General features: G+C 66.1%; 24 protein-coding genes. 14 read left to right on the forward strand and 10 right to left on the reverse strand.

The annotated features are described in order from the left end of the window. The coding region (locus AC6CHP_RS20125) for a GNAT family N-acetyltransferase (protein ID WP_498231875.1) at positions 1-499 on the reverse strand (499 nt) is incomplete at its 3' end. 154 nt (positions 500-653) lie between these two features. Between AC6CHP_RS20125 and AC6CHP_RS20130 the strand changes: the two genes are divergently transcribed. The 3 genes from AC6CHP_RS20130 to AC6CHP_RS20140 all read left to right on the forward strand — a co-directional run bounded on the left by AC6CHP_RS20130 (position 654) and on the right by AC6CHP_RS20140 (position 2490). Continuing rightward, positions 654-1166, forward strand: a complete 513-nt coding sequence (locus AC6CHP_RS20130; protein WP_498231877.1) for a MarR family winged helix-turn-helix transcriptional regulator — start codon at positions 654-656, stop codon at positions 1164-1166. 104 nt (positions 1167-1270) lie between these two features. Further along, positions 1271-1567 carry a hypothetical protein gene (locus AC6CHP_RS20135; protein ID WP_498231879.1) on the forward strand — a complete coding sequence of 99 codons (297 nt, stop codon included), beginning with the start codon at positions 1271-1273 and terminating at the stop codon, positions 1565-1567. Continuing rightward, the gene (locus AC6CHP_RS20140) at positions 1564-2490 is read left to right on the forward strand and encodes a serine/threonine-protein kinase (RefSeq protein WP_498231881.1); all 927 of its coding nucleotides are present in this window, start codon (positions 1564-1566) and stop codon (positions 2488-2490) included. Before AC6CHP_RS20135 ends, AC6CHP_RS20140 begins: the two co-directional genes overlap by 4 nt. Here AC6CHP_RS20140 and AC6CHP_RS20145 read toward each other — a convergent pair. Then, positions 2487-3164, reverse strand: a complete 678-nt coding sequence (locus AC6CHP_RS20145) for a histidine phosphatase family protein (RefSeq protein ID WP_104186928.1) — start codon at positions 3162-3164, stop codon at positions 2487-2489. The genes AC6CHP_RS20140 and AC6CHP_RS20145 overlap by 4 nt on opposite strands. A 122-nt stretch (positions 3165-3286) precedes the next feature. Beyond that, on the reverse strand, positions 3287-4729 hold the full coding sequence (gene purB, locus AC6CHP_RS20150) for an adenylosuccinate lyase (protein WP_498231883.1): 1443 nt from the start codon (positions 4727-4729) through the stop codon (positions 3287-3289). Positions 4730-4968: 239 nt separating this feature from the next. On the opposite strand from purB, the gene AC6CHP_RS20155 reads away from it, so the two are divergent. Together AC6CHP_RS20155 and AC6CHP_RS20160 are read left to right on the forward strand one after the other, a co-directional pair. Then, positions 4969-5271 (forward strand): hypothetical protein, encoded by a 303-nt coding sequence (locus tag AC6CHP_RS20155; RefSeq protein ID WP_363937400.1) that lies wholly within the window; start codon positions 4969-4971, stop codon positions 5269-5271. Continuing rightward, positions 5272-6618, forward strand: coding sequence for a hypothetical protein (locus AC6CHP_RS20160; protein ID WP_498231885.1), 1347 nt, complete (start codon positions 5272-5274; stop codon positions 6616-6618). A 9-nt stretch (positions 6619-6627) separates the two neighbouring features. On the opposite strand, the gene AC6CHP_RS20165 is transcribed toward AC6CHP_RS20160, so the two are convergent. Further along, positions 6628-7053, reverse strand: a complete 426-nt coding sequence (locus AC6CHP_RS20165) for a phage holin family protein (RefSeq protein ID WP_066272442.1) — start codon at positions 7051-7053, stop codon at positions 6628-6630. A gap of 268 nt (positions 7054-7321) precedes the next feature. On the opposite strand from AC6CHP_RS20165, the gene AC6CHP_RS20170 reads away from it, so the two are divergent. The 7 genes from AC6CHP_RS20170 to AC6CHP_RS20200 all read left to right on the forward strand — a co-directional run bounded on the left by AC6CHP_RS20170 (position 7322) and on the right by AC6CHP_RS20200 (position 16258). Further along, a complete protein-coding gene (locus AC6CHP_RS20170; protein ID WP_498231887.1) occupies positions 7322-8695 on the forward strand; it encodes a pectate lyase family protein in 1374 nt (457 codons plus the stop codon). Next, positions 8695-10581 (forward strand): pectinesterase family protein, encoded by a 1887-nt coding sequence (locus AC6CHP_RS20175; RefSeq protein WP_498231889.1) that lies wholly within the window; start codon positions 8695-8697, stop codon positions 10579-10581. The genes AC6CHP_RS20170 and AC6CHP_RS20175 overlap by 1 nt, the downstream gene beginning before the upstream one ends. Before the next feature lie 59 nt (positions 10582-10640). Further along, positions 10641-11759: a histidinol-phosphate transaminase gene (locus tag AC6CHP_RS20180; RefSeq protein WP_377192652.1), complete on the forward strand. Its 1119-nt coding sequence runs from the start codon at positions 10641-10643 to the stop codon at positions 11757-11759. 149 nt (positions 11760-11908) lie between these two features. Then, positions 11909-13144 (forward strand): pyruvate dehydrogenase (acetyl-transferring) E1 component subunit alpha, encoded by a 1236-nt coding sequence (gene pdhA / locus AC6CHP_RS20185; RefSeq protein WP_377192654.1) that lies wholly within the window; start codon positions 11909-11911, stop codon positions 13142-13144. Beyond that, positions 13144-14124: an alpha-ketoacid dehydrogenase subunit beta gene (locus AC6CHP_RS20190; protein WP_498231891.1), complete on the forward strand. Its 981-nt coding sequence runs from the start codon at positions 13144-13146 to the stop codon at positions 14122-14124. The genes pdhA and AC6CHP_RS20190 overlap by 1 nt, the downstream gene beginning before the upstream one ends. A 19-nt stretch (positions 14125-14143) precedes the next feature. Next, complete coding sequence (locus tag AC6CHP_RS20195) at positions 14144-15631, forward strand: dihydrolipoamide acetyltransferase family protein (RefSeq protein WP_498231893.1); 1488 nt, start codon at positions 14144-14146, stop codon at positions 15629-15631. Between the two features lie 60 nt (positions 15632-15691). Then, entirely contained in the window at positions 15692-16258 is a 567-nt protein-coding gene (locus AC6CHP_RS20200; RefSeq protein ID WP_498231895.1) for a phosphatase PAP2 family protein, read from the forward strand. Between the two features lie 7 nt (positions 16259-16265). On the opposite strand, the gene AC6CHP_RS20205 is transcribed toward AC6CHP_RS20200, so the two are convergent. The 6 genes from AC6CHP_RS20205 to AC6CHP_RS20230 all read right to left on the reverse strand — a co-directional run bounded on the left by AC6CHP_RS20205 (position 16266) and on the right by AC6CHP_RS20230 (position 21529). Continuing rightward, on the reverse strand, positions 16266-16601 hold the full coding sequence (locus AC6CHP_RS20205; RefSeq protein WP_377192662.1) for a hypothetical protein: 336 nt from the start codon (positions 16599-16601) through the stop codon (positions 16266-16268). Between the two features lie 149 nt (positions 16602-16750). Next, positions 16751-17179 carry a universal stress protein gene (locus AC6CHP_RS20210; RefSeq protein WP_104186955.1) on the reverse strand — a complete coding sequence of 143 codons (429 nt, stop codon included), beginning with the start codon at positions 17177-17179 and terminating at the stop codon, positions 16751-16753. 44 nt (positions 17180-17223) lie between these two features. Continuing rightward, positions 17224-18516 carry an aminotransferase-like domain-containing protein gene (locus AC6CHP_RS20215; protein ID WP_498231898.1) on the reverse strand — a complete coding sequence of 431 codons (1293 nt, stop codon included), beginning with the start codon at positions 18514-18516 and terminating at the stop codon, positions 17224-17226. 84 nt (positions 18517-18600) lie between these two features. Next, positions 18601-19443, reverse strand: coding sequence for a hypothetical protein (locus AC6CHP_RS20220; RefSeq protein WP_377192666.1), 843 nt, complete (start codon positions 19441-19443; stop codon positions 18601-18603). Positions 19444-19592: 149 nt separating this feature from the next. Then, a complete protein-coding gene (gene ligD, locus AC6CHP_RS20225) occupies positions 19593-20837 on the reverse strand; it encodes a non-homologous end-joining DNA ligase (RefSeq protein WP_498231900.1) in 1245 nt (414 codons plus the stop codon). 134 nt (positions 20838-20971) lie between these two features. Next, positions 20972-21529 (reverse strand): NAD(P)H-dependent oxidoreductase, encoded by a 558-nt coding sequence (locus AC6CHP_RS20230; RefSeq protein ID WP_498231902.1) that lies wholly within the window; start codon positions 21527-21529, stop codon positions 20972-20974. Between the two features lie 126 nt (positions 21530-21655). Between AC6CHP_RS20230 and AC6CHP_RS20235 the strand changes: the two genes are divergently transcribed. Both AC6CHP_RS20235 and AC6CHP_RS20240 read left to right on the forward strand, forming a co-directional pair. Then, complete coding sequence (locus tag AC6CHP_RS20235; protein WP_498231904.1) at positions 21656-22330, forward strand: TetR/AcrR family transcriptional regulator; 675 nt, start codon at positions 21656-21658, stop codon at positions 22328-22330. A gap of 294 nt (positions 22331-22624) precedes the next feature. Then, entirely contained in the window at positions 22625-23608 is a 984-nt protein-coding gene (locus tag AC6CHP_RS20240; protein ID WP_104186965.1) for an ABC transporter permease, read from the forward strand. Position 23609: the final 1 nt, after the last annotated feature.

Raw genomic sequence — 23609 nt, forward strand, 5'->3', positions numbered from 1 at the left:
CCATGGCGGTCTGGGCGGCGCTGCGGGCATTGATGCTTTTGGCGTAGCAGTACGAGTGCGCCACCCCAATGTAGGGCCCAAAGTTGGGAACGGCCTCAAATCCGGAGTTTTCGTAAAAGTTCCGGCCGTCCGGCTGGGCAGATCCCGCTTCGGCCTTGATGCGCGTGTAACCAAGCTTGAACGCTTCCGCCTCGAGGGCCGCCAGTATCGAACTGGCCACGCCTGAGCCGCGGGTATACGGGAGCACGTACAGGCGCTTGATCTCCGCGGTGCTGGCGTCGATCATCCGCAGGCCGCCGCACCCCACGGGCTGGCCCGAGCCTTTGTCATAAGCCACCAGGAAGACGGCACAGTCCGCGCTCGACGGCGGCGGGCCGGGTTCGTGGTCAGGGGTACCAAAGCGGGCGTCGAGTTCGGCCTGCTGCGCGCGCCTCAGGTCGGCGCCTACGGGGTTTGACCAGGGCACCTGCCTGATGTTCAACCGCGGGTTGGTCTGCATTCTGCCTCGCTTCGCCGAAGGGTTATGCAAACCTAGGCTACGAGGAGGCGGTTACGCCGGTGTTTCCTGCCGGTTAGTTCCCGGAGAACGCATCAGGACCCGCCTGCCGCAACTTACTTGGCTGCCTAGTTATTAGGTGGTCTAATATGATTGCATGCGTTCTACGGGTAATGAGGGGTCCGGTTATTGGTATGGGCCCGACGGTCAGTTGGATTACAGCGCCGCGGTGTTGAAGTCCCTGCGGGACTACCGGACCGCTGAAACGGCGGTGCGCCGCTCCACCCGGGACTCCATGGGCATGGGGGAGACGGATATCCTGGCCCTCCGCTACCTGCTGCGCGTCCAAGCCTCCGGAAAATCGGTGGTACCCAAGGACATCAGCCAGTTCCTCGGCATCACCAGCGCTTCCACCACTTCGCTTATTGACCGGCTCGTGGCCAGCGGGCATGTCCGCCGCGAGGCCCACCCCACCGACAGGCGCTCCGTCGTTGTGGTCCCCACCGTTGAGTCCGACAGGGAGGTGCGCGTGACCCTTGGCAATATGCACCGCGAAATGATGGCGGTAGCCGAGGGCCTCTCGGCGGACGAGGCGAGGGTGGTGGTGGAGTTCCTCAGCCGGATGACCGAAGCGCTGCAGAAATCACACTATGAAGAAAAAAGTAACTAGCCTGACTAGCTAGATTGACTAGCAATATGTATGCTTACGAATAATCCCGAACATTTACAGCCGGAGTCGTGAGCGTGTTGGTTACCTTTACTGAGCTTGTGCCCATGGATTCCCCTGCATCCAACCCTGACTCCAGCGGACCGTGGCCGTTGGACGGCACAGGCAGCGCCACTGCCCTCCATTGCGGAACCGCCATGGACCTCGTCACCCCCGCCGTGGGGCCTGCCGCCGTCGGCTACTCGTTTGAACCTGAGGACGGCGGTCCCGTCCAGCTTCCGCCCGTGTGGCGCTGCGGGTGCGGCTTCCAGCTGGATGCGTGGATCCGCTCCCCTTACGCCCGCGCATCCGGTCCAGGGGCCGCTGTGCAGGATGCGCCGTACTCCGCTGCCCTCTCGGCATGAGCGTCCCGTCCCCTGCGCACAGGCAGCCGCCTGGCGCGCCAGCCCTCGGCGGGACCGTGGTGGCCGGCCGCTACCAGCTCAAGGACCTCCTGGGCCGCGGCACGCTGGCCCAGGTCTTCCGGGCCGCCGACCTTAATGGCGGACCGGATGTGGCCGTCAAAGTGGCGGTGGACGATTCCGCGAAGCATTTCGAGCGGATCAGCAATGAGGCCGCCGTCCTGGCCGCCCTCAGGCACCCCTCGATTGTCAGGTACATAGGACTGGGTGTTGTCCCCAGCGGAACGCCGCTGGCGGGGCGGCCGTTCCTGGTGGAGGAGCTCGCCCTGGGCCCGAGCCTCTCGGAGGCCGCCCGGAACACCCGGCACCACCCCGACGCCATAGCCGGCTGGGCGCGGGGGCTCTTCGAAGCCCTGGCCCACCTCCACGGCGAAGGGCTGGTCCACCGGGATATCAAACCCGCCAACCTGATGCTGAGCGGCCTGCGGCGAAGCCCGGTGCGCATTGTTGATTTCGGCATCGTCGCGGCCGCCGGCTCACCCGCGGAACCAGGTGTCTCCTCGGGAACTGTGCACTACATGAGCCCCGAGCAGGCCTCGGGAGGTCCCGTCCGTCCTTCCTGGGACGTCTACGCGATGGGTCTGGTGCTCCTGGAGCTCCTCACCGGATCCAAGGCGTTTCCCGGGACGGCCATCGAGTCGCTCGTGGCCAGGACCCTTCGCAGTCCCCAGGTGCCGGACTCCGTGGGTCCAGGGTGGTCTTCTTTCCTCCGGTCCCTGACTGCCATGGACAGTGCGGAACGGCCGACGGCGGCGGAGGCCGCAGGCATGGCCGCGCGGCTCATGCCCGTACCCGTCGACGAAGCCAGCAGCCCCTGCCGCAGAATGGCGGTTTTTCCCGCCCGCAGGATCCGGCAGCTGACCTAAGCCCCGGCGGTGTCCTGCCCGGTGGGGTCCTCCGCAGTTGGATCAGCCAGGGCAAGTCCGCCAACCGGGCTGCCGTCCCAGTGGAGCAGTTTCCAGCCGCGGTCCGGGTCACCCTCCAGCGCCACGATTCCGGTGTTGGCCAGCACATGCCGGGCCGCGAACTCGTGGTCCGCATCCTCCGCCCGGCGTCCCGCCCAGGTCCGGATGGCTGCGCCGTGGCTCACGACGGCCGCCGCCTCATGCCGGTGGTCGAGCGCCCGTTCCACCACCCGGCGGATGGCGGCGTCAAAGCGTTCAAAGAAGGTATGGCCGTCAGGGCCGGCCGGCATCCTCCGGTCCAGGTCCCCCGCCGCCCAGGAGAAGACCGTTCCCATGTAGCGCTTGTGGGACTCCTCGTCCGTCAGTTTCTCCAGGGACCCGGCTTCGATCTCGTGCAGGCCGTCCAGCACCTCGACCTCCAGGCTGTGCACCCGGCCCAGCGGTGCGGCGGTGATCTGGGTCCTGATCAGTGTGGACGCATACAGGGCGCCGATGGGTTCGTTCGCCAGCGAGCGGGCCATTGCCTCGGCCTGGCGTTCACCCAGTTCTGTGAGGCCGGGCCCCGGGTGCTCAGTGTCCAGCTGGCCGAGCACGTTACCGGGGGTTTGTCCGTGGCGGATGAGCAGCAACTTCATGCTTCCAGTTTCGCACTCCCGGCACGGTTGAATGACCCGCACCAGAAGGCGCCGGGCCCCTTGGGAGCCCGGCGCCGCCGTCGTACTTTACTGCCCTACCGTCCGGGGTACTGCAGCGGGAGCTACTTAAGGTGGTCCACCAGCTGGTCCGCGATGCCGGTGTACTTGCCGGGCGTCAGCGCCAGCAGCCGGGCCTCGGCTTCAGGTGACAGGCCGAGGCTCTGCACGAATTCCTGCATGCGGGCGGCGTCCACCCGCTGGCCGCGGGTGAGGTCCTTGAGGCGCTCGTAGGGGTTTTCCATGCCTTCCACGCCGGCAATCGCTTCTGCGCGCATGACCATCTGGATGGCTTCACCCAGGACTTCCCAGTTGGTGTCCAGGTCTCCGGCCAGCACATCCTCAGCCACGTCCAGGCGCTCCAGGCCCTTGGCCACGTTCGAAATTGCCAGCAGTGAGTGGCCGAATGCCACGCCAATGTTGCGCTGGCTGGAGGAATCGGTGAGGTCCCGCTGCCAGCGGGAGGTGACCAGCGTGGAACCCAGGACGTCCAGCAGCCCGCATGAGATTTCAAGGTTGGCTTCCGCGTTCTCGAAGCGGATCGGGTTCACCTTGTGCGGCATGGTGGAGGAACCGGTGGCGCCCGCAACCGGGATCTGCGCGAAGTAGCCGATCGAGATGTAGCTCCAGATGTCCGTGCAGACGTTATGCAGGATCCGGTTGAACCGCGCGACGTCGGCATACAGTTCCGCCTGCCAGTCGTGGCTCTCGATCTGCGTGGTGAGCGGGTTCCAGGTCAGCCCCAGCCCCTCCACGAAGGACTTGGACACCTGCTGCCAGTCGGCGCCGGGGACGGATGCCACGTGGGCGGCGTAGGTGCCGGTGGCGCCGTTGATCTTACCCAGGTATTCGGTCTTTGCGATCCGGTCCAGCTGGCGGGTGAGCCGGTGCGCGATGACCGCAAGTTCCTTGCCCAGCGTGGTGGGCGTGGCGGGCTGGCCGTGCGTGCGGGACAGCATGGGGACCGCGCGGTTATCCTCGGCCATTGCGCTGATCTGGGCAACAAGGCTTCGGGCCGCGGGGAGCCACACGTCCTCCACAGCGCCTTTGACGCCGAGCGCGTACGAAAGGTTGTTGATGTCCTCGGAGGTGCAGCCGAAGTGGACCATGGCGGTCAGGTTTTCGATGCCGATGGCGGGCAGGCGGCGGCCGATGTAGTACTCCACGGCCTTGACGTCGTGGACAGTGACGGCTTCGATATCCGCAAGTTCGGCCACCGAGCCTGCGTCGAATTCGGTCACGATGGCCCGCAGCTGGTCCTGCTGTGCAGCGGTCAGCGGCCCTGCGCCCGGAAGGACGTTGTTGCTGGTGAGGTGGATCAGCCATTCAACTTCCACAGCCACACGGTCACGGTTGAGAGCCGCCTCGGAGAGGTAGTCCACCAGGGGCGCAACGGCTGACTGGTAGCGGCCGTCCAGCGGGCCGAGCGCAATCTTTTCCGGGGACGCGGCAAGGGCCAGGCGTCCTGAGGGCGTACGGGTGTCAGCTGTGGCGGCAGTTTCAGGCATGTGTTGATTCTTTCACGAACTCCGGCGGCCCCTTAAGCGGCGGCCTGCACGTTACTTGTCCACATAGCCGACGGCGGCCCTACAGCCCGGGACAGTCCTTTCGTAGCGTCGGGACAGGGAAGAGGGCCGGGCGGTGTGTCCTGGCGGGGTGCTACGGAAGTGGGGCGGCATGGAAGGGGCAGTTTCGGGATGGGAACGGGACTTGTGGCGGCGGTGCGGTGCGTCCGTGGGGTGGGAGGGTGAGCAGTGAGCTGGCAGGGGCGGACCTGCAGGCCGACTTGCACCGGGTTTCCCAGGTGGACCAGTTGGCTGCCCGTGTGGCGGCCTGCGTGGTACGGGGAGAGGAGGTGCTTGCAGGATTCAGGGACATCCAGCTCCTGCAGTGGGAGTCGCCGGCAGGGCGGGCCTACCGGGACACCGTGGCTCTGCAGGCGGCGGCCCTGCGGCGCTCCCTCGAATCATTGATGGAAGCAAAGGCGGCCGTGGAACGGCACAGCCGGGAGACCCTGGTTGCCGGCTGCTCCTACGGCGGCAGGTTTTAGGTGGCCGAGGCCACGCCGTCCGGCACCGGCGGCCCTATCCGGGTCACCGGCCCGGAACAGGACGGCCCCCTCGCAATCCGGGGCGGGGTGGGCGGCATCAGCTTCCAGCTGGAGGAGCTGGCCGCTGGTGCGGAAAAAGTGGATGCCTTGGCGGGAAAACTTGCCGGGGTGGAGGCCGAGGCCCGCCGCATCTGGGAAGAGCTCATTCCGTTCCAGGACCAGCCCCGGTGGACCGGGACCATGGCCCTGAGCGCGGTGGGCGAGTCAGAGCGGAGCCTCCAGGCCGTACGGACCGAACTCCAGCGCATCAGCAGCCAGGTCCGGGCGTGCAGGCAGGAGTACGAAGTGGCGGAGGCAAGGGCAGCCGCTGCCCGCGCCAATGGAATTCCCGACATCCAGGCCGAGCTTCAACGCCATGCGGATTTCTGGAGAACAGGGTTCCTGAACCGCAGCGCGGCCGAGAGCCTCTCAAGCCATGCGGCAGCTGCTACTCCGCTGCTGAAAACCTTGGTGGAGGGCGCATACCCGGGAATGAGGCCACGGCCGGTGACAGTGGGCCGGCAGGAGAGCATACCCATCGACTTCGATCCTTCCCCCTCCGGATTGCTTGAACGCATACGTCTTGTTGATGAACGTGGAGCGGGATTTATCGAGGTTATTGAAGTCGAAAACGGTGGCGAAAAGGCATATGTGCTGGTGATTCCAGGAACACAACTCCATGGTGAAGGGGCGGACCGCAATCCGTTCGGCCTAGGTGGAATTGTAGAAGGCGTTGGCAACGGCTCGGAAAACGTGAAAGGGGCTGTCATGGAAGCCCTCAAAGCCGCCGGGGCTGAAAGAGGGGCCGCGGTCGTGGGCGTGGGCTACAGCCAGGGAGGCATTCACGCCATGAACTTGGCAGCAAGCGAGGACTTCCTGGACGAGTACGACCTCAAATACGTCCTGACCGCTGGATCACCTGTTGGGGGAATAACGCCGTTGCCCGAGGTCAGCACGCTCCATTTGGAACATCGAACAGACTGGGTCCCTGGGACCGACGGCGCAGCCAATCGTGATGCCAGGAATCAGGTAACAGTCACAATGACCAATGACCACTACGTTCAGATTGGCGAGGACGTCGGCATTGGTCCCGGCCACCAGCTCAGTAGCTATCAGGACGGCGCCCGGCTGGTGTCAGCAAGCTCCGATCCGTCGCTGGTGCAGTCCACTGCCGCGCTGGGTGCTGTCCTCGGCGCCGGGGGCACAGCAACGGCCATGCGGTTTTCCTTGGCGCGGACACCGGCGCCTGCGTCACATCTCCACGCCGCGGACCTCCGCCGGCGGGAACGCGGGCATGGCGGGCGGTAGGCAGGCCTTCTAGCGGCGGACTCCGGTAATCCGGCCGGCCACCAGCGAGATCAGGGTGATGATGATGGCAGCGAACACGGCCGTCCAGAAGAACGAATCGATGGTGAAGTGCACCGGCGTGAAACTGCTGATCCAGGAGGTCAGGTACAGCATTGCGGCGCTGATGACGATGGTGAAGAGGCCCAGCGTGAGGATGGTGATCGGAAGGGACAGGAAGCTCACCAGCGGGCGGATGAACGCATTCACCAAACCAAAGATCAGTCCGATGAACACATACGCCAAAGCCGTGCCGGCCACATCCGTTCCTTGCGAGACACCCGTCTGGGCTACCGCGTCTGTTGTTGCCGATGTGGAGATTTCCAGCCCGGGAAGGATCCAGCTTGCAATCCACAGCGCCAACCCGTTGATGAGGACCCGGCCAATGAAAGAGAGCATGCGCCTATGCTTTCACACCTGCCTGTGCGCCAGGTGCAGGAGACGGTTCGCCTGGGCAGTCCGCCGGAGTGCCGTGCGCGGGCAGCTTCCTTCGAAGGATGTCACACGTTTGCTTACTGGTATGACATCGGTGCAATGAATCTTGTCAATCTTCGACTGAGGCCTTGACATTCGGAAAGCGGTTTCTCATAGTAGAGAAATCGCTTTCCGACGTGCGGGCCATCGCCTGCGCCGAAGCGTGGTTCATTCCAATGGAGGAAGAGAGATCATGCGTCATAAGAAGCCCCTAACACCCGTGTCTGTGGTGGCGGCCCTTGCCGTTTCACTGCTCGCAGCACCAGCCCCCGCGTTGGCATCGCCCGCGCCGCAGGCGGACCCAACAGCCCAGACGGCCCGGCAGCCGCTCGAACGCCAGGTACTGCCGGAAAGCGACGGCTGGGCGGCGGCGGGGGCCGGCACCACCGGCGGGTCCGCCGCCGGCGCTGACCGCGTGTACGACGTTTCCAGCAAAACCGAACTCCTGGCCGCCTTCGCACGTGGCGGCACGGACCCGAAGATCATCCGGGTCCACGGGGACATCGCGGCCAACGTGGACGCGAGCGGCTCTCCGCTCAGCTGTGAAGACTATGCCAGTGGCACTGGCTATTCCCTGGCGCAGTACCTTTACGATTTCGATCCCGCCCGGTATGGGACAACCAGGGAACCTGAGGGCGCCCAGGAAACTGCGCGGCGCGCAGCAGCGGCCAAGCAGGCTGCCACCATCCGCTGGGATATCCCGAGCAACACCACCATTGTGGGCGCTGGCCCGGACAGCAGCATCACGGGTGCAGCACTGCGGATCAATCGCGCCGGAAACGTGATTTTCCGGAACCTCACCGTACGCGATGCCGCCGACTGCTTTCCGGCCTGGGATCCGAGCGACGGCGCCACCGGCAACTGGAACAGTGAGTATGACCTGCTGCAGATCATTAACGGTTCCACCAACGTGTGGGTTGACCACTCCCACTTCACCGACGCCCCCAACCTGGACAGCGCCCAGCCCAGCTACTTCGGCCGGCCCTACCAGATCCATGACGGAGCGGTTGACGTCACCAACGGCTCGGACCTCGTCACCATGTCCTACAACCGGTTCTCCGACCATGACAAGCTCCTGCTCATCGGATCCACGGATTCCACCAACCGGGGTGACGCCGGCAAGCTGCGCGTAACAATCCACCACAACGTGTTTGAGAACGTGGGCCAGCGGGCACCGCGGGTCCGCTACGGCCAGGTGGACGTCTACAACAACCACTTCAAGACCTCCGCTGACTCCGAGGTCCCCTACGGATATACCTTTGGGGCAGGGGTGGAATCGCACCTCTACGCCGAGGCAAACGCTTTCACCCTTCCCGCAGGTACCCCCGTCGCCTCGCTCATCGCATATTTCAAGGGCAAGGTCATCGCCACCACCGGGAACGCGGTCAACGGCAAAATCGTCGATCTCCGGGCAGCCTACAACGCAGCTGCTCCGGCGGACCGGCAGTTGGGTGCCGATAACAGCTGGACGCCGGTGCTGCGGACCCATGTGAACGCCGCCCAGGCCGTTCCCGCCCTCCTCTCGGACGCCGTCGGGCCCGTCTTTACGGCTGGGGAGGCCAACTGATGCGCCGCCTCAAACCCAGCCGCCGTTCAATCCTGGCTGCTGTTGCGGCTGGAGCAGCGACGGCCGCGGCGGGAATCTCCGGACCGGGCGCTGCGCGCTCGCAGGCCGCCGTCCGCCCCGCCAATGCGTCCCCGCAGGGCCGGACCCGTCCGGTGATCTTCGTGGTGGGGGACTCAACCTCGTCGGCTTACCAGCAGTCGGAACGGCCCCGCGCAGGCTGGGGCCAGGCGCTTCCCCTCCTGCTGGGGCCGCAGGCAGGGGTGTTCGACTACGCATGGTCCGGCGCGTCGTCCAAGAGTTTCGCCGACGCCGGCCTCCTCGATGAGGTGACGGCAATGCTCCAGCCGGGGGATTACCTGCTGATTTCCTTCGGGCACAATGACGAGAAGGTCCAGGATCCGGCCAGGGGCACCGACCCCCAGACCACGTTCAAGGACTACCTGCAGAAGTACATCGACAGTGCCAGGGCCCGCGGCGCGAAGGCCGTGCTGGTCACGCCTGTGGAACGCCGGCGGTTCAGCGCGCTCGGCATTGCCCAGGATTCACACGGTGCCTACCCCCAGGCTGTCCGGGAGCTTGCCGCTGCGACGGGGACGCCCCTCGTGGATCTCACCGCCTCCTCCAAGGACCTGTGGCAGAAGCTTGGCCCGGAAGGGACAAAGTCGCACTTCCTCTACGCGTCGCCCGGCCAATATCCGCAGTACCCGGAGGGCGTGGCGGACAACACCCATTTCCAGGCGGAAGGTGCCCTTGCCGTGGCCCGGCTGGTGGCCTCGGAGCTGCAGGCGCAGCAGGCAGTCCCGCCGGGATACTTCCAGCCTGTTGATGCCCAGCTGGACCCCCTTGGCGGAATCCACTGGCCCAGCGAACGTCCCATCGACAAGCCCGTGGTCCTGGAAGTCGGGGCAGGATCCGTGTTCCGGACAGTGCAGGCTGCCGTGGACGCCGTGCCGGCCGGAAACACCCACCGCACGCAGATACGCATCGCTCCCGGAACCTACCGGGAACTTATCAGGGTGCCGGCCAACAAGCCCAGGATTTCCTTCATTGGTCTGGGGGACAGGGCCGAGGATGTTGTGCTGGTCTACAACAACGCCTCCGGCACTCCGAAACCTGACGGCACCGGACCTTATGGCACGGGTGGAAGCGCCAGCGTGCGGATTGACGGGCCGGACTTCACAGCGGCGAACCTCACGTTCAGCAACGACTTCGACGAGGCCGCCAACCAGGAGATGAAGAACCGGCAGGCGGTGGCACTCTTCCTGACAGGAGACCGGGCCGTCCTGCGCAATGTCCGGTGCCTGGGGAACCAGGACACCCTGCTGGTTGATTCGCCTTCCCGGGGGGTGCAGTCACGGTTCTTCTTCAGCCACTGCTACGTGGAAGGGGACGTGGACTTCATCTTCGGCCGGGGAACGGCGGTGTTTTCCGGCTGCGAGATCCGGTCCCTGGACCGGGGGTCTGACAGCAACAACGGCTACGTGTCGGCCGGCAGCCTCAACATCCAGATCAAACATGGCTACCTGTTCGCCGGCTGCCGGTTCGTCTCGGATGCCGCGGCCGGCACGGTCCACCTGGGCCGCCCCTGGCACCCGAGCGGCGACGTGGAGGCGATTGCCCAGGTGCTCATCAGGGACTCCTGGCTGGGTGCCCACATCTCCGGCACGCCCTGGACGGACATGAGCGGGTTCTCCTGGCAGGAAGCGCGCTTTCACGAACTCAATAACAACGGCCCCGGATCACGGGTCACCCCCACCCGGCCCCAGCTCGACCCGGCCTTGGCCGGTGAGTACACGCTGGAGGCCTACCTGCGCGGCGCAGACGGCTGGGCGCCGCAGCTGGCAGGCACCAGGGCGGACAGCACCGCAGCACCGTCCGGCACCTAGGCCAACAGCGTGTGACCAGCCTGCTTCCCTCCTGCAGCACGGGAAGTAGGCTGGTCTGCATGACGTCTTCTGAGACCCTCACGGGTGGTGTCCAGCCCCGTCCCGTGGTGGCCGGCCTGCCCCGCTATGCCGCTGGGAAGCCGCCCGCCGCCGTTGACGGGATGGCCAGCTACAAGCTGTCCTCCAATGAAAACCCGCTGCCCCCGCTTCCTGCCGTCCTTGAGGCCATAGCGCACCAGACCGACTTCAACCGGTACCCCGATCCGCTCAGCAGCAGGCTGCGTGCGGAGTTGTCCGGCTTCCTGGGCGTGCCCGCCGAGGACATCGTCACCGGCGCGGGCAGCCTGGGCGCACTGAACCAGCTGCTGGCCACGTTTGCCGGACGGAACGACGACGGGACGCCGGACGAAGTGGTCTACGCCTGGCGCTCCTTTGAGGCGTACCCCATCAGCGTGGGACTCTCCGGGGCCGAAAGCGTGCGCGTTCCCGTTACTGCCGACGGCAGGCATGACCTCCGGGCCATGGCGGCTGCCGTGACCGCCCGCACCAAAATGGTCCTCCTGTGCACGCCCAACAATCCCACCGGACCCGTCCTGGGCACTGCCGAAACAGAGGATTTCATCAGGCGTGTCCCACCGCACGTCGTGGTGGTGATCGATGAGGCCTACCAGGAATTCGTCAGGGCTGAAGGTGCCGTGGACGGGATCGCCATGTACCGCAAATACCCAAATGTGGTGGTGCTCCGTACGTTCTCGAAAGCACATGGTCTGGCCGGGCTCAGAGTCGGCTACAGCGTGTCCAACGCCGCGCTGACGCAGCACCTCAGGGTCGCGGCAACCCCCTTTGCCGTGTCCCAGATTGCCGAGAAGGCCGCGATTGTTTCGCTGCAGAACTACCCCCAGGTTGTAGAAAGGGTACAAAGCCTGGTGGATGAACGCGATCGTGTCACGGCAGGGCTGCGGAGCCTTGGCTGGGCTGTTCCCGACGCGCAGGGGAACTTCGTGTGGCTGGACCTGGGCGAACACAGTGCCGGATTTGCCGAACTTGCGGGCGCCCAGGCACTGTCAGTGCGGGCGTTCCCCGGCGAAGGGGTCAGGGTGAGCATCGGCGAGGTGGACGCCAACACCAGGTTCCTCCAGCTGTGTGCGAACTATACAAACGCGCCACGGGGTTCCTAGCGCTTAACAAGTAGCTCGGCGCGTACCTACTGAAGATAAAGTTAGGATCAGTAAAGCAATATATATGCCGCGCCGGGAATCTATTCCTCTTGAGGCATATATCCCAGCGACATTGCACTGCATCCGCATGCGGCAAGCGAGGAGACGGTATGGGCACACATCTGCCTTCCACCGAGTTCGACGGAACAGCGGTAGACGACCAGCGTGAGGCTGATGCCGAGGCGGTCATGGGTGAGCCCCCCGCGCAGATGGTCCAGCTCCTGGGCCCTGACGGGAAGCTGGGTTTCGACCCCGTCTTCACCCAGTACGCGGAGAAGGTCACCCCGGAGGTTCTTCGCGGCCTTTACGCGGACATGGCCGCCATCCGGCGCTTCGACGTGGAAGCTACTGCGCTGCAGCGGCAGGGACAGCTCGCGCTGTGGGTCCCGTTGACCGGCCAGGAGGCCGCGCAGATCGGCTCCGGCAGGGCCAGCCGGCCGCAGGACTACATCTTCCCCACCTACCGTGAGCACGGCGTCGCCTACACCCGCAAGGTGGACCTTGCCGAACTCCTTCGGCAGTTCCGCGGAGTGTCGAACGGCGGCTGGAACCCCAAGGACACGAACTTCCACCTCTACACCCTGGTCCTGGCCGCCCAGACGCTCCACGCCGTCGGCTATGCAATGGGCATCCAGCGCGACCAGAAACTGTCGGCAGCGCAGGGCAGCGGGGAGGAGGCCGCGGTCATCGCCTACTTCGGCGATGGTGCCAGCTCCGAGGGTGACGTCCACGAGTCAATGGTCTTTGCTTCCTCCTACAACGCCCCCGTGGTGTTCTTCTGCCAGAACAACCACTGGGCCATCTCCGTCCCCACCAACGTCCAGACCCGCGTGCCGCTGTCCAACCGCGCCAAGGGCTACGGCTTCCCGGGGATCAGGGTGGACGGCAACGACGTCATCGCGGTCCATGCCGTCACCGAATGGGCCCTGGAACACGCACGCCAGGGCAAGGGCCCTGTCCTGATCGAGGCCTTCACCTACCGGGTGGGCGCCCACACCACCGCGGACGACCCCACAAAGTACCGCCAGTCCGCCGAGGAAGACGCGTGGCGGGCAAAGGACCCCCTGGCCCGCGTGGAAAAGTACCTGCGCGCCGAAGGCCTGGCCGACGACGCGTTCTTCGCCAAGGTGAAGGCCGACGGCGACGAACTCGCCGCGTACGTCCGCCGCACCACGCATGACCTTGAAACCCCGGACATCCGCTCCGCCTTCGCCAACACCTACGCCGAGGCGCATCCCCTGGTGGCGGAGGAGCTCGCATGGTTTGAGGAATACACTGCAGGGTTCGAAGGCGGAGACCTGCCGGCCGGATCTTCCGGACAGCCCGCAGCAAAGGCAGGCCACTGATGACAACCATGACCATTGCCAAGGCCATCAACGAGGGTCTTCGTGAGACACTCGCCGGCAATCCAAAGGCCCTGCTGATGGGGGAGGACATTGGTCCGCTGGGCGGGGTCTATCGCGTGACGGACGGCCTGATCGGCGAGTTCGGCCCCGACCGGGTGGTGGACACGCCGCTGGCTGAATCCGGGATCATCGGAACCGCTATTGGCCTTGCGCTCCGCGGATACCGGCCAATCTGCGAAATCCAGTTCGATGGGTTTGTCTTCCCCGGCTTCAACCAGATCACCACGCAGCTGGCCAAGATGCACGCGCGCAGCAATGGCAATCTCACCGTCCCGGTAGTCATCCGCATCCCCTATGGCGGCGGCATCGGTTCCGTTGAACACCACTCCGAATCGCCGGAGGCGCTGTTTGCCCACACTGCCGGCCTGCGCATCATCACTCCCTCCAACGCGCATGACGCCTATTGGATGGTCCAGCAGGCCGTGGAATGCCAGGATCCGGTGATCATTTTCGAGCCCAAGCGCCGCTACTGGCTCAAGGGTGAGGTGGATACAGCCGCGCCGGGCCGGGCAGAGGACCCCTTCAAGGCACATGTCCTCCGCGAGGGGACAGACGCCACCGTCGTGGCATACGGCCCCCTGGTGCCGGTTGCGCTGGCGGCCGCGAACGCCGCGGAGGAGGACGGCCGGAGCGTGGAGGTGATCGACCTGCGGTCCATTTCCCCGCTGGACTTCGACACCGTCACGGCCTCCGTGCAGAAAACCGGGCGGCTGGTGGTGGCCCATGAGGCACCCACCTTCGGCGGAATCGGCGGTGAAATCGCTGCCCGGATCAGTGAGCGGGCCTTCCACTCGCTCGAGGCGCCGGTCATCCGGGTAGGCGGCTTCCACATGCCCTACCCGGTTGCCAAGGTGGAGGAAGACTACCTTCCGGACATCGACCGCATCCTGGAGGCGCTGGACCGCGCCCTTTCCTACTGAGGCTTCACCCGAGGACACCATGACTCTCAACAAGTTCAACCTGCCTGACGTCGGCGAAGGGCTCACCGAGGCCGAAATCGTCTCCTGGAAGGTCAAGCCGGGCGACGCCGTCGCCATCAACGATGTCCTCTGCGAGATCGAGACGGCCAAGTCCCTCGTGGAACTTCCCTCGCCCTTCGCCGGGACCGTCACTGAACTGCTGGTCCCGGAAGGGTTGACCATCGACGTCGGCACCGCCATCATCAGCGTCAGCGACGACGTGTCCGGAGACCCCACCCCGGCGGATGTCCGAGCGCCTGAGGCTCCCGGGCAGCCGCTCTACGGCAAGCTTCCAGCGTCCGACGGCGGCACAGCAGACAGTGCGCAGGCCACGGAAGGTGCCTTGGAGGGCGGGCCCCTCGTGGGCTCCGGCCCCAAGGCCGACGCCGTTAAACGCCGGCCGCGGAAGACGTCCCCCGCCTTTGCCCTGTCGCCCAACGCCCCGGAAGTGGAGCCCGTCCAGCCCCATTCGCCGGCCGAAGTGACCCAGGATCCGGGCCCGGCAACCAGCCCTGCTGCCGACGTCGACAACCGTCCCACCCTGGGCGGCACCATCACCGGCCTGGTCAACCGTGTGCTCGCAAAGCCCCCCGTCCGCAAAATCGCCCGCGACCTGGGCATCGACCTGGCAGACGTGGTGGCCACAGGCTCCCGCGGCGAGGTGACCCGCGAGGACCTGGTGAGTTACCAGGCCCAGCGGGACGCGGAACTGGACAAGGCTGACGGGTTTTGGGGCAAGGCGGGCAAGCCGCAGGACCAGCGCATCGAGCGGATCCCCGTCAAGGGCGTCCGGAAGGCCACCGCAAAGGCCATGGTGGATTCCGCGTTCGCGGCGCCGCACGTCAGCATCTTCGTGGATGTGGACGCCAGCCGCACCATGGAGTTCGTCAAGAGGCTCAAAGCGTCCCGGGACTTCGAGGGCATCAAGGTTTCGCCGCTGCTCATCCTGGCCAAGGCAGTGATCTGGGCGGCCGCCCGGAACCCCAGCGTCAATGCCACGTGGGTGGACAACGCCGACGGAACCGACGGCGCGGAGATCCAGGTCAAGCACTACATGAACCTTGGCATTGCGGCTGCCACACCGCGCGGGCTGATGGTGCCGAACATCAAGAACGCCCAGGACCTTTCCCTGAAGGAACTGGCACTGGCGCTCAACAACCTGGCCGTTACGGCCCGGTCCGGAAAGACGAAGCCCGCCGAAATGCAGGGCGGCACGCTGACCATCACCAACATCGGAGCCCTGGGGATCGATACCGGCACGCCCATCATCAACCCCGGCGAGGTTGCCATCGTGGCCTTCGGAACCATCAAGCAGAAGCCGTGGGTCCTTGACGGGGAAGTGATCCCCCGCTGGATCACCACGCTGGGCGGATCGTTCGACCACCGGGTAGTGGACGGCGACCTGTCCGCCCGCTTCATGGCCGACGTCGCCGCCATCCTGGAGGAGCCCGCGCTCCTCCTCGACTAGGACAGGACACCGGCAATCAACACCAGCACCCTCCGGGTAAAGAACAGGGCCGCGCGGTGGGTGACGGAGGCATTCCAGCCGCCCGTGGTGGTCAGCATCCAGCTGCTGCTCAGTCCCGTAACGCAGCCCGGCTTTCCCGGAACAATGGGGTACGGTGCGCTGGCCGCCATGTTCGTCTGCGTGCTTCCGCTGTTCCTGCTGCTGATGCTGGTCCGGCGGGGGAAAGTCACTGACCACCATGTCAGCGACCGCCGGCAGCGGGCCCCCGTGCTGCTGATGGCGCTGGCTTCCATCCTGGCCGGGCTCCTGGTGCTGGCGGCAGCGGGTGCCCCGCAAAGTGTGGTGGTGATGGTCCTCGCCGTGGTGGCGGGCGTAGTGGTGCTGGCGGCAGTCAGCCCGTTCTGGAAGATCAGCGGGCATGCAGCGGCGATGTCCTCGGCGGCAGTGATCAGCGTGCTCATGCTTGGCCCGGTGTGGCTTCCGCTGCTGCTCCTGGTACCCGCCGTCGGCTGGTCCAGGGTGGTGCTGCGCGCCCACACCGTGGCGCAGGTGATCGCCGGTTCGCTCTTCGGCGGCGTGGTGATGGCCGGGATCTGGTTCGCCCTCCAGGGCCGGATGGTGGCTTAGCCCGGCCTCAGAAGGCGGCGTAGGCGGTCAGCATCTCAAGGCTGGCCGGGTCCGCGGTGGTACCCAGTGCCACGGCAGCGCCCGTCATGAGGACAGCCATGGCCGCTGCCATCCCGCCCCAGGCCGCCAGGAGCTTCCAGTCCTCCCGGAGCACGCTGCCCACCGTCTCGGGGAGCTTGATCCCCGGCGCGATGAGGTTGGGGGCGCTGTCCACGCTGCCATCATCCAGTAAAGCCACCACGCGGTCGTTGCTGCGGTCAACGCGCATGGAGCAGATGTGGTTGCCATGGCGGGCGAGGAGGATATCGTGGCCGGCAAGCTGGCGGCGCTGGAGGGTAATCAATGGGGCCCCTTATGGTGGTGGATGCTGGGTGTCCGCACCGTTGGGGGCTCCTCCAATTTTATCGCCGGGGTGGAGCAGGGAACGCGTTTTTGGGCGTGAGAACGGACACCATGCGGGGCGCGCCTTCCGCATGGTGTCCGTAAAGTCTGCTACTCGGCGTCGTACGTATTGGCGATGTAGACGTCGCAGGGCGCGTTGTGGGCCACGCTGTTGGCAACGCTGCCAAGCACCCGCCCGATGCCGTGCATCCTGCGGTTTCCCACCACGATGATCCGTGCGTCCATCCGCAGGGCCTCCTTGATGAGGGCGTCGGCCGGCCTGCCGCGGGCGGCAGAGTAGGTGACCTTGATGTCCCTGCCCAGCGATTCCGCAACTGTCCGCGCCACATGCTCCGCTGCATCGGCGTCGGATACGATCCACCGGTCACTGCCGCTGCCGAACACCTCGGTGCGGTCGCTGTCGAAGGCGGATACCACGTGGAGCGAGGCGCCAAGGGCTGCTGCGAGGTCCCGCGCCGATTCGGCTGCCTTCTTGGCAGTTGCGCTGCCGTCAACCCCTACAACGATGATTCCGCTCATGTGTGCTCCTTTGCTTGGTTTCAGTAGCGCTGGTCAGGCCAAGGCTACAGCGCGGCGATGGCTTGCTGAAGCACCGGCGCCAGGCGGCGTACCCCTTCGGCGATGGCCTCGGGCGGGACGGCGCTGAAGGCGAGGCGCAGCTTGTTGGAAGGATCGTCCGACGGCGTAAAGGCGGCCCCCGGGATGAACACGACGCCGGCGTCGATCGCCTTGCGCAGCAGGGGGTAGGTGTCCACACCGTCGGGAAGGGTCACCCACACGAAGAAGCCGCCTTCCGGACGGGTCCATGTGGTGCCCGGCGGCATGTGTTCCTCCAGGGCGGCCAGCAGTGCGGCGCAGCGCTCGGCGTACAGCCCGCGGTATGTTTCGATCTGGCCCTTCCAGTCGTAGTCGCGGAGGTAGGCCGAGACCAGCATCTGGTTGAAGGCGGGAGGGCAGAGCGTTACGGCCTCGGCTGCCAGGTAATAGCGGCGCTGGAGGTGTTCCGGGACCAGCGCCCAGCCGATCCGAAGGCCCGGGGCGAAAATCTTGGAAAAGGACCCCATGTAGATGACGTCGTCCGGATTCGCCGCCCGCAGCGGTGCCAGCGGTTCACCGCCGAAGCGGAGCAGCCCGTAGGGGTTGTCCTCCACCACGAGAATATTCGCACTGCGGCATATATCGACGATCCTTTGGCGCCTGTCCGCCGCCAACGTGATTCCCGAAGGGTTGTTGAAGTTGGGGATCGTGTACAGGAACTTGATGTTCTTGCCGGCCAGTTGAAGGGCGGCAATCCGTGCCTCCAGCTGCTCCGGAACCAGGCCGTCGTCGTCCATCTCCACGGTTTCCACCTGGACCTGGTATGCCTCGAAGGTGTTGAGGGCGCCCACATAGGTGGGATCCTCCACCAGGACCACGTCGCCGGGGTTGCAGAAGACCTTCGTGGCCACGTCCTGGGCGGACTGCGAGCCGGCGGTGATGACCACGTTCTGCGGCAGCGCGTCCGTGATGCCTTCCGCGGCCATCACGTGGCAGATCTGGGTGCGGAGTTCCTCCGATCCCTGCCCGCTGCCGTACTGCAGGGCGGTCAGGCCGTCCTCCGCAATGATCCTTGCGGCTGTAGCGGCAAGGCGCTCCAGCGGAAGGGACTGCAGGTAGGGGCTGCCGCCGGCGAGCGAGACGAGTCCCGGCCGCAGGGAGATGTCGAAGACGTCCCGCACTGCTGACTGCCGGATATTCGCGGCCCGCTCCGAGAAGAGTTCTTCGTGGCGGTGCGCGGAGGTCGCCGCCCGCTCGATGGCATCAATGGCTTCTGCTGGCAGCGTCCCTGCTGCGGCGTCGAGTGTTTCGTGGCTCACACCTTCAGGATACAGCGAGGTGTTGCCCTAAAAGCAACACCTGTTTATATATAAGCCACAGCTGGAGGTTGCCGGCCGCGCCCGCTAATCGAGGCTCAGCACTTCCGCGAGGGTGAGGCCATTGACATAGATTTCTGCCCTGATGGCACCGACGGCAGCCACCGCCGTCTGGGTGAGCTGAGCTTCCAGGCGGGGGAGGTCGCACGCTCCGCCGGGGCGGAGGGAGCCGGCGAGGTAAACCGTCACCGTGGTCCCGTCAAAGCTGCCCGAGAGGAACTTCAGGCGCGAACTGGCGAGGGCGTTGTAGAGATCGGGTTCTTGCGCCCCCACAGCTGCGCTGCCTGATGCGTCGAGCAGTGCGCCGACCGCGGCAGGAAGGGCCTCCACGGCAGGTGAACTTTCATGGGAGACGCCCACCAGGCTGTCGTTGCAGCCAAAACGCACACCGTTCCGGCCGCCGTCGTCCAGGAGCACGTAGTAGGCCGTCACCGTATGCGGCGTGGTTCGAGTGTTGGTGGGCCCGGGCCTCTCAGAAGCCTGCAGCACCGCAGCATCGCCAAGGTCCTGGGGGGCTGCAATGCTGGGACCCGGGCTGCCCGGACCCGGGGTACTGGGCGTGGAGAAATCCGCTGCCGGGGCGCTTGGCCCGCCGGCCCCGGCGGAGAAGCCGGCCGATGCCTGGTTCAGCGATCGGGCAGGGGGAGCGGACGTCTCCGTCCGGGCCGCATCCTGCGGCTGCGGGGAGGGAGCAACGGGCGGCGGGGCGGCCGGTGTGCTTCTGCTGATGGCAAGCGGAGCGGACGATGCGGGCATGGACTCCGGGGGCGCCTCTGCCACGCAGGCGCCGAGCCACAGCGGAAGCGCCAGGCTGGCTGCTGCTGCCGTCAGCAGCCCCGCCCCGCGCTTTCCTGCACCCCGTGCCCGCATGCCTCCACCGCAATCCCGTTCCGGTTTGGTGGATTAACGTTACGGCTGGCGCCCCGGCCCGGAAATGCCGGGAAGGTACCGGTTGGGACAAGAGTTGATCACGGGGCGGCGCCTGCCGGGCCTGCGCCACGTTCCGCCGGGGCCCGCCATCAGGACGCCGGCCGGCCCGGCCACTCTTTACCCGCCCAGGGATCGTAATCGGCAATGAGGTCCTTCTGCGGCGGACGCTCGCCCTCCGGGACGTGCTGCAGGTTCACCCGCACCCGGTACCAGAGCGAGCTCGATCCGCGCATCCCGTCCACCAGCACATCGGCCGGATGCAGCGCCGGGACAAGGTCCGCGTGGCGGGATTTCCATTCGTCGAGGGCGGCTTCCGCTTCGGGCTTTGTCCTGGTCCGGGCAACTTCAATGAGCGGCATCACCGACTGCCGGCGGCCGGAGCCGTCACCGCTGCGAGGTGGCTTTTCCGCAGGGCCGAGCTCCGCGCCCAGTGCCAGGAGCCCATCCAGGGTGCCTGCCGCGTCATCAATCCCGGCGTGCGGGTCGCCCATGTCCGCAAAGCGCCGGGGCACGGTGAGCACCGTGAACTGGTCCGGCCTGGCGGTCCGGACCTCGTCCCAGGTCAGGGGGGTGGAGACCCGGGCGTCGGGCAGTGGCCGCACGGAGTACGCGGACGCCACGGTGCGGTCCTTGGCGTTCTGGTTGAAGTCAACGAACACGCTCTCGCCGCGCTCCTCCTTCCACCACCGTGCGGTGGCAAGGCCGGGCGCGCGGTTCTCCACCTCGCGGGCAAGGGTCTCGGCGGCGAGCCGGACCTCCCGGTAGGTCCACTGCGGCGCGATGCGCACCAGGATGTGCAGCCCGCGCGAGCCGCTGGTCTTCGGCCACCCCGCCAGGCCGACGTCGTCGAGCACGTCCCGCGCCACAAAGGCGGCGTCCACGATCTGGGACCAGTCCACGCCCGGCATCGGATCGAGGTCCACCCGGAGTTCGTCGGGGTGTTCCAGGTCCTCCGCGCGCACGGGGTGGGGGTTCAGGTCGAGGCAGCCTAGGTTCACCACCCAGGCCAGTCCGGCGGCGTCCCGGATGACGGCTTCTTCCGCTGACGTCCCCGAGGCGTAGTGCAGGGTGGCGGTGTCGATGAAGTCCGGGTGGTTTTCGGGCACGCGTTTCTGGAAAAACGGCTCGGCGTCGATGCCTTTGGGGAAGCGCTTGAGGACCATCGGACGGCCCCCGGCGCCGCGGAGTGCCCCGTCGGCGACGGCCAGGTAGTACCTCACCAGGTCGAGCTTCGTCAGCCCGGGTTTGGGGAACAGCACCTTGTCCGGGCTTGAGATGCGGACCTCGGTCCCGGCGATGGTGAGGATCTCGGCCGGGGTCTTTGAGGGACTCATGCGGTCACGGTAGCAACGATCGGGTGCGGCAGCCAGAGCATCGCCGGCGCGGCCGGGCGCCGGGATCAGGCAGCCGGGCGGGCTTAAAAGGCGGTACCCGGCGCCTTGGCGGCGCCGGGTACCGGAGTCATTGGTTAGGCCGCGGGCTGGGAAGCGGTGAGTGCGTCGAACACGCCCTTGATTTGCTCTACGACTTCAGCGTCGTCTTTCGGGTGGACTTCAGCGAAGCGGACCATGGATCCCGGCACGGCGAGCTTGACGTCCTCGAGGATCTGCGCGCCCGCGATGCCTGCCGCCTTGCGGGCCTCGTCCTGGGCCCAGACCCCGCCGTACTGGCCGAACGCCGTGCCGACGACGGCGGTGGGCTTGCCGGCGAGGGCGCCGGCACCGAAGGGGCGGGACAGCCAGTCGATGGCGTTCTTCAGTGCGGCAGGCACGGTGCCGTTGTGCTCCGGAGTGACGAGCAGCAGCGTGTCTGCCGCATTCGCGGCGGCGCGCAGGGCTGCCGCCGCTTCGGGTACCTGGCCTTCGACGTCGATGTCCTCGTTGTAGAACGGGATGTTGCCCAGGTTCCCGTGGATCACCACGTCAACCTGCTCGGGGGCGTTCAGCTGGATGGCTTCGGCCAGCTTCTGGTTGGTGGACTCGGCGCGGAGGCTGCCGACGAGGGTAAGGACGGTGCTCTTAGTCATGGGAACTCCTGGGGTCTGGGTCCGCGGGAGGGCCGCGGGCCGGTCTAAGCTGAGGCTTGTCAGTGCCTTCACCCATCTAAACGGACTGCGGTCCGCTTATTATTCCGGAGGTCTGGAATGTCGGATGTGAGTTCCATCCCACCGCGGCCCGGCCTGCCGGCGGGCGCGGCGGCGGAACGCCGGGACGCCGCACGGAACCGGGCGCGCCTGCTTGCGGCTGCCCGGGAGCTGATTGCTGACTGCGGGGCGGAGGGGCTGACCATGGACCGGCTTGCCGAGCACGCCGGTGTGGGCAAAGGCACGGTCTTCCGGCGGTTCGGCAACCGTGCGGGACTGATGCTGACGCTGCTGAGCGAGTCCGAGGCCGATTTCCAGGCCCGGTTCATGTTTGGGCCGCCGCCCCTGGGTCCGGGTGCGCCCGGGCTGGAACGCCTCATCTCCTTCGGAGCGGAGCGGATCTCCTACGTCATGGAGTTCGGGGACCTGGTGCTGGCTGCCGAGCATGCCTCGCGCGGGCGCTTTGAAGCCCCCGCCGCCGCCCTGTGGCACCGCCATATCGAAATCCTCCTGCGGGAAGAAGGGTTCGGGCCTGACCCGTGGCTGATGGCCGGCTCCCTGGCGGCGACCCTGGACCCGGAGCGCCTGTTAAGCCTTGTCAAGGTTCACGGGGTCACTCCCGCTAGGCTCAGTGACTCCTGGCGGGATCTTGTCACACGGGTGGTCCGCGGCGCGCAGGCTACGCCACAGTTTAGAGCCGCGTCCAGTCACACCAACTTCACAGAACTATTCATAACGATCTGATACGGGCGGGTAGCTTTCCGGGCATTCGCCCGCATTTTCGGTTCCGGCTTGTGATAGTTTCCTCTGGAATGTGACCCGCGACATAGTCCACAAGGACCAAGCCCTGACAGGCTGCGGGAGGCCAGCTACCCGCTGGCAAGGACCCGGTGAGGCGGCGTAACCCCCGCTGATCAGGGGATAACGGAAGGATCCAGCACGTGATTGTTGATTTGCCTAGCAGCCTGGCCCGCCTGCGGATGATGCGGTGTCTGACCGGCCGGCTGCCGGCGGCGACGATCCAGAAGTAGCTGCCGCATGCTCAGGTATCTCGCCAAGCGCGGCATCACGTATGTCTTCATGATCTTCCTGACAACGTCGGCGGGATATTTCCTTGCCGTCAGTTCCCTCAAGCCCGCGCTGCTTGAACAGGAACGGATTCCCCGTCCCACCCCGGAGCAGGTGGCAAACTCGATGCGCCTGAAGGGCCTCGACCCCGACCTCAGCCCCTGGGAACGCTATGTCGAATGGCTTACTGCCATTGTCACGCGCTGGGACTGGGGCCGCAGCCCCAACGGCGCCTTCATCAACGCGGAGTTCGGGGACCGCGTCTGGATCTCCACCCGCCTTTTCCTGGCCTCCATCATCCTCACCCTGGTGATTGGGGTGGCCCTCGGCGTCTATTCGGCCGCCCGGCAGTACAAGTTCCAGGACCGCGTCATCACCTCGTACAGCTACCTTGCGTACATCGTGCCGGCCCCTATTGCCTACTTCCTGGTGCAGCTGGGTGCCATCAACATCAACGAGACCGTTGGCGAACGCATCTTTTTTGTCACCGGCATCTCCACCCCAGGGATGGAACCGGGCTGGGCCCAGTTCATCGACATGCTGGCGCACTACGCCGTCCCCACTGTTGCCATCACGCTGGTGGGCTGGGGGTCCTACCAGATTGCCCAGCGCCAGTACCTCCTGGACAACGTCAATGCCGACTTTGTCCGCACCGCCCGGGCCAAGGGACTCACCAGGAACCAGGCAATCTCGCGGCATGCGCTGCGGGTCTCGTTCATACCCGTGGCCCAGAGCATCGCCTTCACCATCCCGGCCATCTTTGCCGGCGGCTTCTTCGCGGAGAAAATCTTCGCCTGGCCCGGCGTGGGTTCCTGGAGCATCGACGCCATCTCCCTCCAGGACGTCAACGCCGCCACGGCCACGCTGGCCTACGGTTCCGTGATCTTCGCCCTGGGAGCCATTCTGGCGGATTTCGCCACCACCCTTGTTGACCCGAGAGTGCGGGTGCAGTAAC

This window comes from Pseudarthrobacter sp. GQ63 (genome assembly GCF_059758765.1).

Excerpts from the sequence above, each read along its gene's own strand:
- AC6CHP_RS20220 (WP_377192666.1), bottom strand. The coding sequence starts at position 19,443 with ATGCGGGCACGGGGTGCAGGAAAGCGCGGGGCGGGGCTGCTGACGGCA.
- AC6CHP_RS20165 (WP_066272442.1), bottom strand. The coding sequence starts at position 7,053 with ATGCTCTCTTTCATTGGCCGGGTCCTCATCAACGGGTTGGCGCTGTGG.
- ligD (WP_498231900.1), bottom strand. The coding sequence starts at position 20,837 with ATGAGTCCCTCAAAGACCCCGGCCGAGATCCTCACCATCGCCGGGACC.
- AC6CHP_RS20230 (WP_498231902.1), bottom strand. The coding sequence starts at position 21,529 with ATGACTAAGAGCACCGTCCTTACCCTCGTCGGCAGCCTCCGCGCCGAG.
- AC6CHP_RS20140 (WP_498231881.1), top strand. The coding sequence starts at position 1,564 with ATGAGCGTCCCGTCCCCTGCGCACAGGCAGCCGCCTGGCGCGCCAGCC.
- AC6CHP_RS20190 (WP_498231891.1), top strand. The coding sequence starts at position 13,144 with ATGACAACCATGACCATTGCCAAGGCCATCAACGAGGGTCTTCGTGAG.
- AC6CHP_RS20195 (WP_498231893.1), top strand. The coding sequence starts at position 14,144 with ATGACTCTCAACAAGTTCAACCTGCCTGACGTCGGCGAAGGGCTCACC.
- purB (WP_498231883.1), bottom strand. The coding sequence starts at position 4,729 with ATGCCTGAAACTGCCGCCACAGCTGACACCCGTACGCCCTCAGGACGC.
- AC6CHP_RS20210 (WP_104186955.1), bottom strand. The coding sequence starts at position 17,179 with ATGAGCGGAATCATCGTTGTAGGGGTTGACGGCAGCGCAACTGCCAAG.
- AC6CHP_RS20180 (WP_377192652.1), top strand. The coding sequence starts at position 10,641 with ATGACGTCTTCTGAGACCCTCACGGGTGGTGTCCAGCCCCGTCCCGTG.
- AC6CHP_RS20135 (WP_498231879.1), top strand. The coding sequence starts at position 1,271 with ATGGATTCCCCTGCATCCAACCCTGACTCCAGCGGACCGTGGCCGTTG.
- AC6CHP_RS20145 (WP_104186928.1), bottom strand. The coding sequence starts at position 3,164 with ATGAAGTTGCTGCTCATCCGCCACGGACAAACCCCCGGTAACGTGCTC.
- pdhA (WP_377192654.1), top strand. The coding sequence starts at position 11,909 with ATGGGCACACATCTGCCTTCCACCGAGTTCGACGGAACAGCGGTAGAC.
- AC6CHP_RS20170 (WP_498231887.1), top strand. The coding sequence starts at position 7,322 with ATGCGTCATAAGAAGCCCCTAACACCCGTGTCTGTGGTGGCGGCCCTT.
- AC6CHP_RS20175 (WP_498231889.1), top strand. The coding sequence starts at position 8,695 with ATGCGCCGCCTCAAACCCAGCCGCCGTTCAATCCTGGCTGCTGTTGCG.
- AC6CHP_RS20130 (WP_498231877.1), top strand. The coding sequence starts at position 654 with ATGCGTTCTACGGGTAATGAGGGGTCCGGTTATTGGTATGGGCCCGAC.
- AC6CHP_RS20240 (WP_104186965.1), top strand. The coding sequence starts at position 22,625 with ATGCTCAGGTATCTCGCCAAGCGCGGCATCACGTATGTCTTCATGATC.